Genomic DNA, 16,684 nt, shown 5'->3' on the forward strand with positions numbered 1-16,684 from the left:
AGCTCTGCAAGTCACGGTTGAGAGAACCCCACATGCTTGCTTGGCCCCGCTGGACGAGACGCCTCAACCAGCATTTCCCGCTGCGTTATCTGACCTGGGTGCTGTGCGGCCTGCTGGCGCTGTTCTTCGCCATCCGCTGGATGGGCGGTCTGGTGGATGGCGTGGTGGTGATCGTGTTCCTGGCGCTGGCGCTGCTGGGCCTGCGCGACGTGCGCCAGACGCGCCATTCCATCCTGCGCAACTACCCCGTCATCGGCCACTTCCGCTTCCTGCTGGAGTTCATCCGCCCGGAGATCCGCCAGTATTTCGTCGAAGGCGACAACGACGCCGCGCCCTTCTCGCGCGCCCAGCGCTCCATCGTCTACCAGCGTGCCAAGGGCGACCCCGATCAGCGGCCCTTCGGCACCCAGCTCGACGTCGGCGCGCGCGGCTACGAGTGGATCAACCATTCGCTGGCGCCGACTCATCTCACCAGCCACGACTTCCGCATCACCATCGGCGCGGGCCGCGCCCAGCCCTATTCGGCCAGCGTGTTCAACATCTCGGCCATGAGCTTCGGGGCGCTGAGCGCCAACGCCATCCTGGCGCTGAACAAGGGCGCCAAGCAGGGCGGGTTTGCGCACGACACCGGCGAAGGCTCCATCAGCGCCCACCACCGCGTGCATGGCGGCGACCTGATCTGGGAGATTGGCTCGGGTTATTTCGGCTGCCGCAACGACGACGGTTCGTTCAGCCCCGAGAAGTTCCAGGCCGCGGCGGTGGACCCGCAGGTCAAGATGATCGAACTCAAGCTCAGCCAGGGCGCCAAGCCGGGCCATGGCGGCGTGCTGCCCGGCCCCAAGGTCACGGCCGAGATCGCCGCCGCGCGCGGCGTGCCCGAGGGCGTGGCCTGCATCTCGCCGGCCCGCCACAGCGCCTTCTCGACGCCCATCGAGATGATGCAGTTCATCGAGCAGCTGCGCACGCTCTCGGGCGGCAAGCCGACCGGCTTCAAGCTCTGCATCGGCCATCCTTGGGAATGGTTCGCGGTCGCCAAGGCCATGTTGGAGACCGGCATCACGCCTGACTTCATCGTCGTCGACGGCGCCGAGGGCGGCACGGGCGCGGCGCCGCTGGAGTTCACCAACTACGTCGGTGCGCCGCTGCAGGAGGGGCTGCTGCTCATCCATAACACGCTGGTCGGCCTGAACCTGCGCGACAAGATCAAGATCGGCTGTGCCGGCAAGGTCACGACGGCCTTCGACATCGTGCGCCTGATGGCGCTGGGCGCCGACTGGTGCAACTCGGGCCGCGGCTTCATGTTCGCGCTGGGCTGCATCCAGGCCCAGGCCTGCCACACCGGCCACTGCCCCACCGGCGTGACGACGCAAGACCCGCAGCGCCAGCGCGCCATCGTCGTGCCCGACAAGGCCCAGCGCGTCGCCAACTTCCACCAGGGCACGCTGAAGGCGCTGAAGGAACTCGTCGAGGCGGCCGGCCTGTGCCACCCGCAGGAGATCACGGCCCAGCACATCGTGCACCGGCTGGACAAGCACGAGGTCAAGCTGCTGGCCAACCTGCTGCCCTTCGTCTCGCCCGGCGCCGTGCTGCGCGGCGAGCTGCCGCACAACACCTTCAAGGTCTACTGGCCGCTGGCCAGCGCCCACAGCTTTGCGCCGCAGGGCGCCATCGAACGCTCACCTTGAACTCGGGGGGCAACCGCCCGGACGCGGGGGTTGGAGGCGGAAGAAGGCTTTAAGTTAGGGGGATGAAGGCCAAAACGCGCACAATCGCTGCGCCTTCCCTGCCGTCATGCCGACCGTCTATCTCCTCCGCCTCAGCGAGCCCACCCTGCAGCGCACGCGCTCCCTGCTGCTGCAGGCCGGCGGCATCGAGCTGGCCGGCAGCCATGGTCATCTCACAGATGCCTTGTCGGAGATTGCCTCCCTCGCGCCCGACATCGTCGCCAGCGATCTGCGCCTGGTGGACAGCCACGCGATGCGCGTCGCCCACGAACTCGGCCGGCTGCCGGTGCGGCCCCAGCTGCTGCTGTTGACGCCCACGGCCGACGATCTGCAGCTCTTCGCTGCCTTGAGCGCCGGGGCCAATGCCTATCACGTTGACGACGGCAGCGGGGGCGGGCTGGTCGAGGCCATCACGCGCCTGCACGACCGCCGCGCCATGCTCAGCCCCCAGCTTGCCCGCCAGGGCATGGCCGCCTTCGGCATCGAGCGCAGCCCGCTCGTCACCGCCCGCCAGACCGCTGCGGCGCTGGACACCACGCCCGCCGGCCGCCAGATCGACCAGGCCAGCCGCCATCTGCTGACGCTGCTGGCGCAAGGCCTGCTGCTGGCCGAGATCGCGACGCTGTGGACGCTGGAAGCCGCCGAGATCGAACGCCGCATCTGGCGCCTGGTGCGCCTGCTGCATGTTCGCTCCAGGGAATTGCTGATCGCCTGAGGATCAGGCCGGGACGGTGTCCGCGAAGCTCTGGCGCTGGGACAGCTTGTCCATGTGACGCGCCAGATTCGGGTAGTCCTCGCGCCAGTTGATCTCCGGAAAGCGGAACTCAAGCCAGCCCAGGGCGCAGCCCAGCGAGATGTCGGCCAGTGAGAAATGGTTACCCGAGCACCAGGGCTTCTCGCCCAGGCCCTGGCTCATCGCGGCCAGTGCCGCCGTCACCTTGGCCATCTGGCGGGCGATCCAGGCGGGGCTGCGCTCCTCGTCCGTGCGCTGGGCCCAGGTGCGCTCCAGCCGCGCGAGCAGTGCGGCGTCGACGATGCCGTCGGCCAGTGCCTCCCAGGTGCGCACCTCGCAGCGCTCGCGGCCGCGGTCGGGGATGAGCTTGCCCACCGGCGACAGCGTGTCCACGTACTCAACGATGACGCGCGAGTCGAAGACGGCGCCAGTGATCGAGTCCTGGCCTTCCATGACCAGGCAGGGCACCTTGCCCAGCGGGTTCATCTTCAGGATGGCGTCGCTGCCCCAGACGTCTTCCAGCACCAACTGGTAATCGAGCTTCTTCTCGGCCATGACGATGCGCACCTTGCGCACGTAGGGGCTGGCGAGAGATCCGATCAACTTCATCGCGGTCATAGGCAGGCAGGGGTCACAAGTCGAAACGATTCTAGCGAGCGGCCCTTGACAGCCCGACCGTGAAAAAGGCCTGTCGGCTGGGGCCGACAGGCCCCCCAGGGAAGCAGGGGTTGCCAGCCACGCGGGTGCCCGCCAAAGTGTCGGCCGGCCCACCGCAGTAGATGGTGGCTTTCATAGTCAGGGAGTTCCCATGTCAGACCTCAACGCCGCCGCCGACGCGGCTGCTGCGCCATCGCCCATTCCGGGGCCCCGTGTCCTCGAAATCCGCTTCACGGGTTCCGGCAGCGAGTACTTCCGCATCTGGTCCGTCAACCTGCTGCTCATCCTCGTCACGCTCGGGCTTTACCTGCCCTTTGCCAAGGCGCGGCGCATCCGCTACTTCTACGCCAACACCCTGGTCGACGGCCAGGCGCTGAGCTTCCACGGCGACGCGTGGAAGATGTTCCGCGGCTTCATGCTGATGGTGGTGTTGATGGGGGCGTACACCTTTGCCGGGCGCCTGTCGCCGACGGCGGCCTTCATCGCCTTTCTGATCCTGTGCGCTGTCTGGCCGGCGCTGTGGCGGGCTTCGCTGCAGTTCCGCCTGGGCAACACGAGCTGGCGCGGCCTGCGCATGCGTTTCGACGCCCCGCTGAAACAGGCCTACCTGGCCTGTGCGCCGACCTATCTGCCGGCCATGGCCGTGGTCGCCGCCGGCATGCTGATGGCGCCTGAAGAAGCGCAGCCTGCCCGGCATTTCACCGCCGCGATGGGCATGAACCTAGCGGGCGTCCTCGCCATCATGTTGCTGTCGCCGTGGAGCTTGGCGCTGTTCAAGCGCTACCAGCACAACGGCTACCGCTACGCCGGCCAGCATGGTTGGGTGGAGTTGCCCACCGGCAAGGTCTATCTGCTGGCGCTGAAGACCTTCGGTGTGGCGCTGCTGCCCATTGCCGCCGGCGGCGTGCTGATCGCGCTCTTTGCCGGCCTGGCGCGCACGATGGCAACGGGACCGGACCGCGCCCTGGGCATCTTGATTGTGGGCATCGGCGGTCTGCTCGCTTACCTGCTGATGTTCGCCGTCGTCATGCCCTATGGCGCGGCGCGCCTTCAGGACCTGGTGTGGAACCGCACACGCAGCCAGTCGCTGGCTTTCCGCAGCGCGCTGAGCTTCTCGTCCCTGTTCGGCCTGACGCTGAAGAACTGGCTGCTGACGGCGCTGACGCTAAGCCTGTACCGCCCCTTCGCCGCCGTCGCTACGGCCAAGCTGCGCCTGGAGGCCGTGCAGATAGCCAGCCAGGAAGACCCGGCCGACTGGGTGGCCGCGAGCCTGGCCAGCCATGCCGACGCCACCGGCGAGATTGCCGGCGACTTCTTCGGCATCGACATGGGGCTGTGAGCATGCTGGACGTCATCGAGCCTGGCTTCGCCGCCCTGCCTGCCACGCCGCAGAAGCGCCTGCTGGAGATCCGCTTCACCGGTTCCGGCAGCGAATATTTCCGCATCTGGGCCGTCAACATGCTGCTGACGCTGGTGACGCTGGGCTTCTACCTGCCCTTTGCCAAGGCGCGGCGCATCCGCTACTTCTACGCCAACACGCTGGTGGACGGCCAGGCACTGAGCTTCCACGGCGACCCCTGGAAGATGTTCCGCGGCTTCGTGCTGCTGGTGGGGGTGATGGCGGTGTATGGCGGCCTGAGCTGGCTGTCGCCCCTGCTCGGCGGGCTTGCCTTCGTCGTGCTGGCGGTGATGTGGCCGCCGCTGTGGCGGGCCGGCATGCGTTTTCGGCTGAGCCACACCAGTTGGCGCGGCCTGCGCTTTGGCTTTGCTGGCAACGTTGCGGATGCCTACAAGGTGTTCCTGCCGCTGGGCATCCCGTTGGTCGTGCTGGTGGTCGTACCCCAAGAGGCGCCCATGGGCTTGCGCGCTCTGGCCGGCATCGCCGCGCTGGCGGTCAACTTCATGGTGCCCTGGACGCTCGGCCTGGCCAAGCGCTATCAACACAACCACTACCGCTTCGCCAACCAGCAGACCCGCACTTGGCTGGAACCCTCGCAGGTCTACGGGCTGAGCTTCCGCGCCGGCTTCATGGGCGGCATCGCCGCCATGGTCATCGGCGTCTTCGCGGCCATCCTGCTGCCGTCGGTACGTGGGGCGGGGGACTGGGTGCCGATCGCCGGTGGCGCTCTCGTTTATGGCGCGATCTATGTCTGGATCAGTTCCGCGTTCACGGCCGGTTTTCAGAACATGGCCTGGTCGCGCACCGCCAGCGACAACGTCGGCTTCAAGAGTGATCTGGAAACCCTGGACCTGGCCCAGCTGACGCTGAAGAACTGGCTGCTGATGGTCCTCACGCTGGGCCTGTACCGGCCGTTCGCAGCGGTCGCAACGGCCAAGCTGCGGCTGGAGGCGGTGTCGCTGGAAACGAGCATCGATCTCGACGCCCTGGCGGGCAACGAGGCGGGGCGTGACGACAACGCGGCGGGCGACTTCGCTGCCGATTTCTTCGGCATCGATCTGGGCTTGTGATGGACGGCACCCCTCGCCTCGGCCCGCGCCTCGCGGCCGACTGGTTCGACGGCCGCAGCGCCCGCGCGCGGCCGGTGGAGGTCTGGCTGGCCGATGCCACGCTGCACTTCGGCGACCAGAGCGCCCCGCTGGCCGGCCTGACCTGGCCCGAGCGCCAGCGCCATGGCCAGCGCCAGGTCTTGCTGCCCGGTGGCGGCCTGCTGAGCTTTGCCGACGCGGACGCCTTCGACGCCTGGGCGCTGGCCTCGGGCCGCAGCGACAGTGCGGTGGTGCAGTGGCAGCAGAGCTGGCGGCTGGCCGTGCTGTCGCTGGTGCTGCTGGTGGCCGGCCTCTTGGGGGCCTACCGCTGGGGCCTGCCCTGGGCGGTGGACCGGGCGGTCGACGCGCTGCCGCGCGCTGCCGAACACCGCCTGGGCGAGCATCTGCTGAGCGGGCTGGACGGCGATTGGCTCAAGCCCAGCGGGCTTGCGACCGACCAGCAGCAGGCCTGGCGGCAGCGCTGGGCCAAGGCGCTGAGCCGTGCGCGCGCCAACGGCGGCCCGGCCGTGCCGGAGCGCTTCGAGATCCACTTCCGCGACGGCGGCAAGGCGCTTGGCCCCAACGCCTTTGCGCTGCCGGGCGGCGACATCGTCATCACCGACAAGCTGCTGGAACTGCTGGCCGACGAGCCCGACGCGGTTCTGACTGTGCTGGCCCATGAACTGGGCCATGTGGAGCACCGCCACGGCCTGCGGCTGATGCTGCGGGCGGGCGCCATCAGCGTGGTCGCCTCGGTGGTCGTGGGCGACTTCTCCACGCTGCTGGCTGCGGCGCCGGCCCTGCTGGCCAGCAATGCCTATTCGCGCGACAACGAACGCGAGGCCGACCTCTATGCCCGCACGCTGGCGCGGGCCGGCGGCGTGGATGCCTCGCGCATGGCGGTCTTCTTCGAGCGTGTCGCCAAGAAGCGCGAGGCGACCGTGGAAAGCAACCCGGTGGCCATCGCCATCTCGTCGCATCCAGCCGACGACGAGCGTGTGAAGTTCTTCAGCGAGCCGTGACTTTTAGAATGCCGGGTTTTCCACGATCCGCCCGGCTGCCATGACCACCTCCGACTACTCCGCCATCAGCGCCCTCTCGCCGCTGGACGGCCGCTACGCCGCCAAGGTGGCCGCCTTGCGCCCGCTGCTGTCCGAGTACGGGCTGATGCGCCGCCGCGTGCAGGTCGAGGTGGAGTGGTTCATCGCGCTGTCGGACGCCGGCTTCAAGGAGTTCAAGCCGCTGTCGTCCGCCGCCCGTTCGCGCCTGCGCCGGCTGGTGAAGAAGTTCAGCGAGGCCGATGCGGAAGAGATCAAGGCCATCGAGCGCACGACCAACCACGACGTCAAAGCGGTCGAGTACTGGATCAAGCGCAGCTTCGAAGGCCAGCCCGAGCTGCTGGCCGCCGGCGAGTTCGTGCACTTCGCCTGCACCAGCGAAGATATCAACAACACCAGCCACGCGCTGATGCTGAAGGCCGCGCGCGATGAAGTGATGCTGCCAGCGCTGGACGGCATCGTCGACAAGCTGCGCGGCATGGCCCACCAGTTCGCTGGCGTGCCGATGCTCAGCCGCACGCATGGCCAGACGGCCAGCCCGACAACGGTGGGCAAGGAGATTGCCAACGTCGTGGCTCGCCTCGTGACGGCGCGCGCGCGCATCGCCGCTGTCAAGCCGCTGGCCAAGATGAATGGCGCGGTCGGCAACTTCAACGCCCACCTGTCGGCCTGGCCCAAGCATGACTGGGAGAAGTTCTCCAAGACCGTCATCGAGAAGCAGCTCAAGCTGACCTTCAACCCCTACACCATCCAGATCGAGCCGCATGACTACATGGCCGAGCTGTTCGACGCGTTCACGCGCGCCAACACCATCCTGATCGACTGGTCGCGCGACGTCTGGGGCTACATCTCCCTGGGTTATTTCAAGCAGCGCACCAAGGCGGGTGAGATCGGCAGCTCGACGATGCCGCACAAGGTCAACCCCATCGATTTCGAGAACGCGGAAGGCAACTTCGGCCTGGCCAGCGCGGTGCTGACGCATCTGAGCCAGAAGCTGCCCGTGAGCCGCTGGCAGCGCGACCTGACCGACTCCACCGTGCTGCGCAACATGGGCGTGGGCCTGGGCTACGCGCTCTTGGGCTACGACTCCCTGGCCAAGGGCCTGGGCAAGCTGGAGGTGAACGAAGCGGCGCTGGCCGAGGACCTCGATTCGGCCTGGGAAGTGCTGGCCGAGCCCATCCAGACGGTGATGCGCCGCTTCGGCCTGCCCAACCCGTATGAGCAGCTCAAGGAGCTGACGCGCGGCAAGGCCATCACGCAGGAGTCCATCCGCGCCTTCATCGAGGGGCTGGATCTGCCCAAGGGCGAGAAGGCGCGGCTGTTGAAGATGACGCCGGGGTCCTATACCGGTATCGCGCAAGACCTGGCGAAGCGAATCTAAGAGCTTCAGAGCGCCAGCTTGAAGACCCTCGAGGGCTCGTTGTAGCCCTCGAGCTGTTCCTGGCCCTGCTCGACGAAGCCCAGCTTGCCCAGCAGCGCCACGCTGGCCGGGTTGTCCACGGCCGTGATGGCCATCAACGTCGGCCAGCCCATCACGTCACGGGCATGCGCCACGCAGCCGCGCGCCGCTTCCAGTGCATAGCCGTGTCCCTCGTGTTCGGCCAGCAGCGCGTAGCCGATGTCGGGCTCCGGCAGCACGGGCCGCCTGAACAGGCCACACATGCCGACCAGCAAGCCGTCAGCCCGCCGCTCGACGGCCCAGAAGCCGTGGCCCAGCTCGCGGTAGGGCTTGAACAGCCGGCCCTCGGCCCAGCCGAGCGCATCGTCCAGCGTGTGCACGCCGGGCTTGCTGATGTTGCGCAGCCAGCCCGGCTCGTTGACAAGCCGCAGCAGGAAGGGCGCATCAAGCGGTGTGAATTCACGCAGCGACAGGCGCGCGGTGTTCAGGATGTGCATGAGACCAGACAATAACGGGTCATGCCCGCATTCCCCGCCGCCCGCCAGCCCGCCGCCAGATTGCCGCCACACAGACCTTCATGAGCCTCGCGCCCGACTCCAGCGACAACCCCGCGCTAAGCCAGGCGCTGCGGGAGCTGGACGTCATCCTGGCCAACGCCGGCGTCGGTGTCGTCTTCGTGAAAGCCCGCACGCTGGTGCGCTGCAACCAGCGCTACGCCGAGATCTACGGCTTCGACAGTCCCGAGGACGCGATCGGCCGCAGCAGCGTGGAGCTCTACGAGAGCGAGGAAGACGCCCGTGACCTGGGCCGCCGCGCCTACCCGCTGCTGGCCGCCGGCGAGACCTTCCGCAGCGAGCAACTGATGCGGCGCCAGAACGGCGAGCTGTTCTGGGCCCATCTGACGGGTCGGCTCATCCACCCTGACAACGCTGCCGACGGCTCGATCTGGATCGTCGACGACGTCCACGAGCGCCGGCTCGCCGACGCCACGCTGGCCGATCTGCATGCCGAGCAGCAGCTCATCTTCGACCACACCATGGTCGGCATCGTCTTCCTGCGCGGCCGCCGCGTGACGCGCTGCAACCGCGCCTTCGAGCAGCTCTTCGGCTATGAGCCCGGCGAGCTGGATGGCCAGCTGTCGCGCACCTGGTACGGCAGCGACGAGGACTGGCAGGCGGCCGGCGACCTCTGCTACGAGCCGCTGGCGCGTGGCGAGTCCTTCCACGCCGAGATGCTGCTGGTCAGGAAGGACGGCAGCCCGGTCTGGTGCGAGGTGCGCAGCAAGGCCATCGACCGCGCCGACCTGTCGCGCGGCTCCATCTGGATCACGCAGGACATCACCGCCCGCAAGCTCGCCGAGCAGGAGCTGGTGGAGGCCAAGGCGCAGCTGGAATTGCTGGTGGAGCAGCGCACCCAGCAGCTCAGCCAGACCGTTGCAGAGCTGGAGCTCAAGGTGGCCGAGCAGCAGGCGGCCGAAGCCCGCGCCGAGCGCCTGGCCTTGTTCGACGGCCTGACCGGCCTGCCCAACCGCCACCTGCTGGCGGACCGTGCCAGCCAGGCCATCGACATCGCCCGCCGCGGCGACGAACCGCTGGCCGTGCTGTTCCTGGACCTGGACCACTTCAAGAACGTCAACGACTCGCTGGGCCACCGCATCGGCGATGCGCTGCTGGCCCAGCTCGCCAGCCGGCTGCGCGGCGCCGTGCGCGAGCAGGACACCGTGGCCCGCATGGGGGGCGACGAGTTCGTGCTGGTGCTGCCGCTGACCGACATCGCCGGCGCCGCCCACCTGGCCACCAAACTGATGGCCCTGGCCAGCGCGCCCTTCCAGGTCGAGCAGCAGGAGCTGACCGTCACGCCGTCCATGGGCATTGCGATGTTCCCGACCGACGGCGACGACTTCGACACGCTGTGCAAATGCGCCGACGCGGCCATGTACCGCGCCAAGCGCGACGGTCGCAATGCCTACCGCTTCTTCACGAGCGAGATGCAGGCCCAGTCGGCCCGCGCGCTGCAGCTGGAGAACGCGCTGCGCCGCGCGCAGGAGCGCCACCAGCTCAGCCTGCACTACCAGCCGCAGTTCGTGCTCGAAGGTGATGGCGAAGCCCGCATCGTCGGCGCCGAGGCGCTGCTGCGCTGGCACCACCCGGATCTGGGCTGGGTGTCGCCGGCCGAGTTCATCCCCATCGCCGAGACCTCCGGCCTCATCCTGCCCATCGGCGAATGGGTGCTGACCGAAGCGCTCAACCAGCTGCGCCGCTGGGACGACGCCGGCCTGCCCGAGCTGTCCATGGCCGTGAACCTGTCGGCCGTGCAGTTCCGCCACGACGACCTGCCCGAACTCGTCGAGCGCGTGCTGGGCGACGTCGGCATGCCCGCCGAGCGCCTTGAGCTGGAGCTGACCGAAGGCGCCGCGATGGACAACCCGAGCGTGGCCATCACCGTCATGAACCGGTTGCACGAGCGCGGTGTTCGCCTGTCCATCGACGACTTCGGTACCGGCTATTCGTCGCTCAGCTACCTGAAGAAATTCCGCGTCAGCAAACTCAAGATCGACCAGTCCTTCATCCGCGACCTGACCGACGACGCCGAAGACCGCGCCATCGTCGACGCCGTCATCCGCATGGCCGGCGCGCTCGGCCTGGAGACGCTGGCCGAAGGCGTCGAGACCGAGGGCCAGCTCGCCTTCCTGCGCCGCCAGGGCTGCCAGGCCGTGCAGGGCTACTTGTTCAGCCGGCCGCTGCCGGCCCAGGCTTTTGCAGAATTCGTGCTGGCCAGAACGTCGACGGCCTCCACCCCCATTTCCGCCTACGCCGCCCTTCCATGAGTTTCGTTTCCCAGCTTCAAGCCCTGACCCCTCAATCCCGCCTCTGCGTCGGCCTCGACCCCGAACCGAGCAAGCTGCCCGGCGCCTGGGCCGGTGATGCGAGCAAGTTCTACGACTTCTGCGCAGCCATCGTCGATGCCACGAAGGACCTCGTCTGCGCCTTCAAGCCGCAGATCGCCTACTTCGCCGCCTACGGCGCCGAGGCCCAGCTCGAGCGCCTCATCGCGCACATCCACGCGGTCGCGCCCGGCGTGCCGGTCATCCTCGACGCCAAGCGTGGCGACATCGGCTCCACGGCCGAGCAATACGCCCGCGAGTGCTTCGTGCGCTACCAGGCCGACGCCGTGACGCTGTCGCCCTTCATGGGCTTCGACTCCATCGAGCCCTACCTCGCCTACGAGGGCAAGGGCGCCATCCTGCTGTGCCGCACGTCCAACAAGGGCGGCGACGACTGGCAGATGCAGCGCTTGGCCGACGTGCCCGGCCAGCCGCGCCTGTTCGAGCACCTGGCCCACCTGGCCGAGACGCAGTGGAACCGCAACGGCCAGCTGGGCCTTGTCGTCGGCGCCACCTATCCCGAAGAGATTGCCCGCGTGCGTGCGCTTGCGCCCACGTTGCCGCTGCTGGTGCCGGGCATCGGTGCCCAAGGCGGCGATGCGGCGGCCGTCGTGCAGGCCGCCGGCCGCAGCGCGCCGCTGGTCGTGAGCTCCTCGCGCGCCATCCTGTACGCCAGCAACGGCGCCGACTTCGCCGAGCGCGCTCGCGCCGTGGCCGAAGCCACCCGCATCGCTCTCGCCTGAACATGCCTCGCGTCGCCAGCGACGACCTCAGCAGCCTCGTCGGCCACGCGGAGCCGCCCGAGCAGCAGCGCGAGCGCCTGCAGACCAGCCTGCGCATGCAGGCCTCGCGCATCTTCCTGCTGGCCTGCGGGCCGGTGTTCGTGCCGGTGGCGTTGCTGCTGTGGGTCACCCGCCAGACGCATGAATGGCAGGGCGGCTGGCTGCCGCCCGGGCTGGCGCTGCTGATCGCGGTGCTGGCCCTGCTGCGCCTGCTGGCGCTGGCGCGCGCGCCGCGCCGCCGCGAGCAGCCGCTGGCCGCGCTGGCCATGCTGACCCTGGTGTTGGCGCTGCCGGTCGTCGTGGCGGTGTCGCGCGACCTGGGGCTGTGGTCGCTGAGCCTGCCGTTGATGAGCCTGGTGATCGCCTTCGCGACCGGCCTGCACGGCCTGGCGGCGGGCCTGGCGCTGACCGCGCTGGCGGCCGCCGCGCTGGCGGGCCTGGGTGTGGCCGAGTCGCTGGGCTGGGCCACCCACCCGATGGGCTCGTCGGGCCTGGGGCTGCGCGGCTTCGTGCAGGCGGCCCTGCTGGCCTCGGGGCTGATCTCCGGCGTCGGCCTGCTGAAGATGGTCAAGCGCTCGCTGGCCGAGGCCGACGAGCGCACCGCGCGCTTCCGTGGCCTGCTGGGCATGGCGGTGGACTGGTACTGGGAGATGGACCGCGAGTTCCGTTTCACCCATGTCGCCGAGGAGCGCCCGGGCGGTTCGGGCCTGGATCTTCAATGCCGCCTGGGTAAGACGCCATGGGAGATCGACGGCATGGGCATCAGCGACGACGAGCTCGACGCCCACCGCGCCGATCTCGAATCGCACCGTGCCTTTCACGGTATGGTGGCGCGCCGCCAGGGCCTGGACGGCAGCACGCGCTGGGTGTCCATCAGCGGCGAGCCGCGCCTGGACGCGCAAGGCAACTTCCGCGGCTACTGGGGCGTGGGCCGCGACGTGACGCACGAGGTCACCGCCGAGCAGACCGTGCAGGCCACCGAGACGCGCTACCGCGAGCTGTTCCGCCGCTCGCCCAGCCCGCTGGTGCTGCACCGCTGGGGCCGCGTGGTGGACGCCAACCCGGCGGCCATGGCCATGTTCGGCTATGCGCAGCGCTCCAGCATGATCGGGCAGGACCTGTTCAGCCATTACGAGCCCGGCGACGACGAGACCGCTCGCCAGCAGGCCGCGCGCCTGGAGGGCCTGGCGCCCGGCGCCATGCAGCCGATGGCCGAGTACCGGCTGCGCACGCTGTCGCGCCGCCGCCGCCTGGTGCAGGCGACCAGCGTGCGTGTCGAGACGGCCTCGGGCCCGGCCACGCTGACCTTCTTCACCGACCAGACCGAGCAGAGCCGCGCTCAGGACGCGCTGCGGCGCAGCGAGGGCCTGTTGTCCCACCTGGTGGCCACCAGCCCCGACGTCATCACGCTGACCGAGGCCGAGAGCGGCCGCTACGCGATGGTGAACAAGGCCTTCGAGCAGCTCAGCGGCTGGAGCAGCTCCGAGCTGCTGGGCCGCACGGCCGACGAGATCGGCATCTGGCAGAACGTGGCCGAGCGCGCGGCCATCCGCGACGCCCTGCGCCGCGACGGCGTCGCCAGCAACGTGCCGGTGAGCTTCCGTCGCAAGGACGGCAGTGCCGTGGCCATGTTGGTGTCGGTCGCGCCCTTCGAGATGGACGGCCAGAACTACCTGGTGCTCTACGCGCGCGACGTGTCCGAGAGCGAGCGCACGCGCCTCGTGCACGGCGCCATCCTGGAGAACGCGTCCATCGGCATCGCGCTCACGCGCGACCAGCAGTTCGTGCTGGCCAACCCGCGTGTGGAGGCCATGTTCGGCTGGGAGCGCGGCGCGCTGATCGGCCAGCATGGCAGCGTCGTCTGGCCCACCGTGGAGGACTGGCAGGCCGCCGGCCAGCAACTGGGCCCGCGCCTGGTGGCCGGCGAGCAGGCCGAGACCGAGCTCACCATGCGCCGCCGCGACGGCTCCACCTTCCTGGCCCGCCTGCTGGCCCAGGCCGTCGACCCCGCCCACCCCAGCCGCGGCGGCACGATCTGGATCATTGAAGACATCACCGAGCGCCGCCGTGTGGAGGACCAGCTCGCCCATGCCAAGGACGAAGCCCAGGCCGCCAACCGCGCCAAGAGTGCCTTCCTGGCCAACACCAGCCACGAGATCCGCACGCCGCTCAACGGCCTGCTCGGCCTGGGCCGCCTGGCGCAGCAGCCCGACCTCAGCGAGGAGCAGCGGCGCGACTATCTCAACCAGATGATGGACAGCGCCGAGAGCCTGTCCGGCCTGATCTCCGACATCCTCGACCTCTCCAAGATCGAGGCCGGCCGGCTGACGCTGGAGAGCCAGCCCTTCTCGCTGCGCGAGCTGCTCGCCTCCATCCGCCTGGCCTACCTGACGCTGGCGCAGGCGCGCGGCCTGACCTTCGCCGTCGAGATCGACCCGGCCCTGCCCGGCTGGGTCTTCGGCGACCCGCTGCGCACGCGCCAGATCCTGTCCAACTACCTGACCAACGCGCTCAAGTTCACCGCCCACGGCGGCATCACCGTCAGCGTGAAGGCCATGAGCCGCAACAGCCAGGGCAGCGCCGGCGAGTGGGTGCACATCGAGGTCAGCGACACCGGCGCCGGCATCGCGCCCGAGCAGCAGAAGCGCCTCTTCCAGCCCTTCACGCAGGCCGACGAGTCGACGACGAGACGCTTTGGGGGCACGGGCCTTGGGCTGTCCATCTGCCGCGAGCTGGCTTCGCTGATGGGCGGCGAGGTCGGCATGCGCAGCGCCGTCGGCGAGGGTTCGTCCTTCTGGGCCGAACTGCCCCTGCCTGGCGCGCCGGCACCCATGGCCCACCAGCCACGCGAGCCGCGCGCCACCGGCGCGGCGCACGAGGCCTTGCATGGCCGGCGCGTGCTGATCGCCGAGGACCATCCGGTCAACATGCTCATCGCCGTGGCGCAGCTGGAGCAGTGGGGCATGGAGGTCGCCCAGGCCAGCGACGGCCGCCAGGCCATCGAGGCCGTGCTGGCCGCCGCCAGCGTCGGCAAGCCGTTCGACATCCTGCTGATGGACGTGCAGATGCCCGTCATGGGCGGGCACGATGCGACACGCGAGCTGCGCAAGCACTTCAGCGCCGAGGAACTGCCCATCGTCGCGCTGACGGCGGCGGCCCTGGTCTCGGAGCGCAACGACGCCTTCGCGGCGGGCATGAACGACTTCCTGACCAAGCCCATCGACACGCCCAAGCTGCATCAGACGCTGCTGAGGTTGACCAGGGCCGGTTGACAATGCCGGCTCCAACAGGAGGAGCCCGATGAGCGTCACCGTGCCACAGCGTCATTTCAAGTATTACGACTTGATCATGGCGGCCTGCGTCTGCGTGCTGCTGTGCGCCAACCTGATCGGCCCGGCCAAGGCTGCCCAGGTGCAGCTGCCGTGGATCGGCCCGGTCACCTTCGGGGCGGACCTGTTCTTCTTCCCGATCAGCTACATCTTTGGCGACGTGCTGACCGAGGTCTACGGCTATGGCCGCGACCGCCGCGTCGTCTGGGCCGGCTTCGGGGCTTTGCTGTTCGCGGCCTTCATGGCCTTTGTCGTGGTGCACCTGCCGCCCGCGCGCAATGGCTTCATGGACGCCTATCAGCTGCACGTCGAGGCGATGTTCGGCAACACCTGGCGCGTCGTGGCCGGTTCGATGATCGCCTTTGCCGCCGGCAGCTTCGCCAACAGCTTCGTGATGGCGAAGATGAAGGTCGCCACCAATGGCCGCTACCTGTGGGCGCGCATCGTCGGCTCCACGGCGGTGGGCCAGCTGCTGGACACGGGGCTGTTCCTGAGCATCGCGTTCTGGGGCATCTGGCCGCAGGAGCAACTGCTCGCCGTGTTCGTCGCGCAGTACATCTTCAAGCTGATCTGGGAGGCGGTGCTGTTCCCGGTCACGGCGCGCTTCATCGCCTTCCTGAAGCGCGTCGAGGGCCTGGACCATTACGACCGCGACACCAGCTTCAATCCGTTTTCGATCAAGGTGTGAGCACCGCAGACCGGCCAGAAACGCAAACGGCGGCCCTGGGGCCGCCGTTTGACTTGAAGCCGGCCGTTCAGTCGCGACGGCGGCGCACGCCGGCGGCGGCCAGCAGGGCCAGGCCGGTCAATGCCAGGCCTGTGGGCTCGGGCACGCCGAAGACCTCGACCGCAGTGCCCTGCACACCGACCGTGAAGCCGTTCCAGTATTCGTTGGACAGGCTGTTCCAGTGCACGGTGTCGAAGCTGCCCTTGAAGCGGATCGCGCCATGCGGCTCGCCGGTGCCCAGCAACTGGTACTCGAACACGCCGCCGCCATGGTCGATGACGTTCTTGTACGAGGTGCCGCAGCCCCAGTAGCCGCAGGCGTGGCCGGTGGCCGGATCGTCGTAGCTGAGGATGTCGAAATCCTGGTCGAAGCCGTAGCCATTGCCGTTCAGGCTGACATAGGCGAACACCGGGTTGGCGATGGCCTGCGAGAACTGCAAGGTCTGCGGGCCGGCAAACGTCAACGCGACGATGTCGGTGCCCAGCGGCCGGTTGTCCACGGTGCTGCTCTCGTAGGGCGAGGCCAGGCCTCCATTGGCGCCGTTGACGTAGTAGTCGGGGCCGCCGTTGGATTGGTAGAAGCCGATGCCGCGGGCGTTGGTGTAGGTCACCGTGACGCTGGAGGTCGTCGTGGTGATGATGCCCTGGGCCTGGAAGCCGACGCCAGGGTCGAGGTCGCTGCCTTGCCAATCGGTCCAGAAGACCGGCGCGGCCTGGCTGAGGCCGGCGCAGGCGATCAGGGCGGTGGCCAGCAGGGTTTGAATCTTTTTCATGTTCAGCCTCAAGGGAAGAAATGACACCTGGAACGCAAACTTCGCGCCACGGTGACATTTCTCCCATGAGACGGCCCTCGCCGGCCGTGCGGCCATGGCTCCACTGTCAATGCCGCCGACACCCCCAGATGG

13 protein-coding genes are annotated in these 16,684 nt (G+C 68.7%); 10 read left to right on the plus strand and 3 right to left on the minus strand.

Translation table 11 applies throughout. From position 1 onward, the window contains the following. Positions 1–32: 32 nt before the first annotated feature. Both ACXRVZ_RS04740 and ACXRVZ_RS04745 read left to right on the plus strand, forming a co-directional pair. A complete protein-coding gene (locus ACXRVZ_RS04740; RefSeq protein ID WP_457418272.1) occupies positions 33–1,685 on the plus strand; it encodes an FMN-binding glutamate synthase family protein in 1,653 nt (550 codons plus the stop codon). A 106-nt stretch (positions 1,686–1,791) separates the two neighbouring features. Next, positions 1,792–2,439: a hypothetical protein gene (locus ACXRVZ_RS04745; RefSeq protein WP_457418274.1), complete on the plus strand. Its 648-nt coding sequence runs from the start codon at positions 1,792–1,794 to the stop codon at positions 2,437–2,439. A gap of 3 nt (positions 2,440–2,442) precedes the next feature. On the opposite strand, the gene ACXRVZ_RS04750 is transcribed toward ACXRVZ_RS04745, so the two are convergent. Then, entirely contained in the window at positions 2,443–3,066 is a 624-nt protein-coding gene (locus tag ACXRVZ_RS04750; RefSeq protein WP_457418276.1) for a glutathione S-transferase family protein, read from the minus strand. A 199-nt stretch (positions 3,067–3,265) separates the two neighbouring features. Here ACXRVZ_RS04750 and ACXRVZ_RS04755 point away from each other — a divergent pair, with 199 nt between their 5' ends. From ACXRVZ_RS04755 to purB, 4 genes are read left to right on the plus strand one after another with little or no spacing between them, the layout of a single operon-like run. After that, complete coding sequence (locus tag ACXRVZ_RS04755; protein WP_457418278.1) at positions 3,266–4,453, plus strand: YjgN family protein; 1,188 nt, start codon at positions 3,266–3,268, stop codon at positions 4,451–4,453. A 2-nt stretch (positions 4,454–4,455) separates the two neighbouring features. Beyond that, positions 4,456–5,583 carry a YjgN family protein gene (locus ACXRVZ_RS04760; protein WP_457418280.1) on the plus strand — a complete coding sequence of 376 codons (1,128 nt, stop codon included), beginning with the start codon at positions 4,456–4,458 and terminating at the stop codon, positions 5,581–5,583. After that, positions 5,583–6,623 carry a M48 family metallopeptidase gene (locus ACXRVZ_RS04765; protein ID WP_457418282.1) on the plus strand — a complete coding sequence of 347 codons (1,041 nt, stop codon included), beginning with the start codon at positions 5,583–5,585 and terminating at the stop codon, positions 6,621–6,623. The genes ACXRVZ_RS04760 and ACXRVZ_RS04765 overlap by 1 nt, the downstream gene beginning before the upstream one ends. Positions 6,624–6,663: 40 nt before the next feature. After that, positions 6,664–8,040 carry an adenylosuccinate lyase gene (purB, locus tag ACXRVZ_RS04770; protein WP_457418284.1) on the plus strand — a complete coding sequence of 459 codons (1,377 nt, stop codon included), beginning with the start codon at positions 6,664–6,666 and terminating at the stop codon, positions 8,038–8,040. 5 nt (positions 8,041–8,045) lie between these two features. Here the strand turns inward: purB and ACXRVZ_RS04775 are convergent, their stop codons facing one another. Then, the gene (locus ACXRVZ_RS04775; RefSeq protein ID WP_457418287.1) at positions 8,046–8,555 is read right to left on the minus strand and encodes a GNAT family N-acetyltransferase; all 510 of its coding nucleotides are present in this window, start codon (positions 8,553–8,555) and stop codon (positions 8,046–8,048) included. Between the two features lie 80 nt (positions 8,556–8,635). Between ACXRVZ_RS04775 and ACXRVZ_RS04780 the strand changes: the two genes are divergently transcribed. From ACXRVZ_RS04780 to ACXRVZ_RS04795, 4 genes are read left to right on the plus strand one after another with little or no spacing between them, the layout of a single operon-like run. Further along, on the plus strand, positions 8,636–10,885 hold the full coding sequence (locus ACXRVZ_RS04780) for a putative bifunctional diguanylate cyclase/phosphodiesterase (protein ID WP_457418289.1): 2,250 nt from the start codon (positions 8,636–8,638) through the stop codon (positions 10,883–10,885). Beyond that, positions 10,882–11,685, plus strand: coding sequence for an orotidine-5'-phosphate decarboxylase (gene pyrF, locus ACXRVZ_RS04785; protein ID WP_457418291.1), 804 nt, complete (start codon positions 10,882–10,884; stop codon positions 11,683–11,685). The genes ACXRVZ_RS04780 and pyrF overlap by 4 nt, the downstream gene beginning before the upstream one ends. A gap of 2 nt (positions 11,686–11,687) precedes the next feature. Continuing rightward, entirely contained in the window at positions 11,688–14,996 is a 3,309-nt protein-coding gene (locus tag ACXRVZ_RS04790) for a PAS domain S-box protein (RefSeq protein WP_458232210.1), read from the plus strand. Between the two features lie 28 nt (positions 14,997–15,024). After that, positions 15,025–15,741, plus strand: a complete 717-nt coding sequence (locus tag ACXRVZ_RS04795; RefSeq protein WP_457418295.1) for a queuosine precursor transporter — start codon at positions 15,025–15,027, stop codon at positions 15,739–15,741. A 67-nt stretch (positions 15,742–15,808) separates the two neighbouring features. On the opposite strand, the gene ACXRVZ_RS04800 is transcribed toward ACXRVZ_RS04795, so the two are convergent. Next, the gene (locus tag ACXRVZ_RS04800) at positions 15,809–16,552 is read right to left on the minus strand and encodes a PEP-CTERM sorting domain-containing protein (protein WP_457418297.1); all 744 of its coding nucleotides are present in this window, start codon (positions 16,550–16,552) and stop codon (positions 15,809–15,811) included. Between the last annotated feature and the right edge of the window lie 132 nt (positions 16,553–16,684).

The organism is Roseateles sp. P5_E8 (assembly GCF_054177665.1).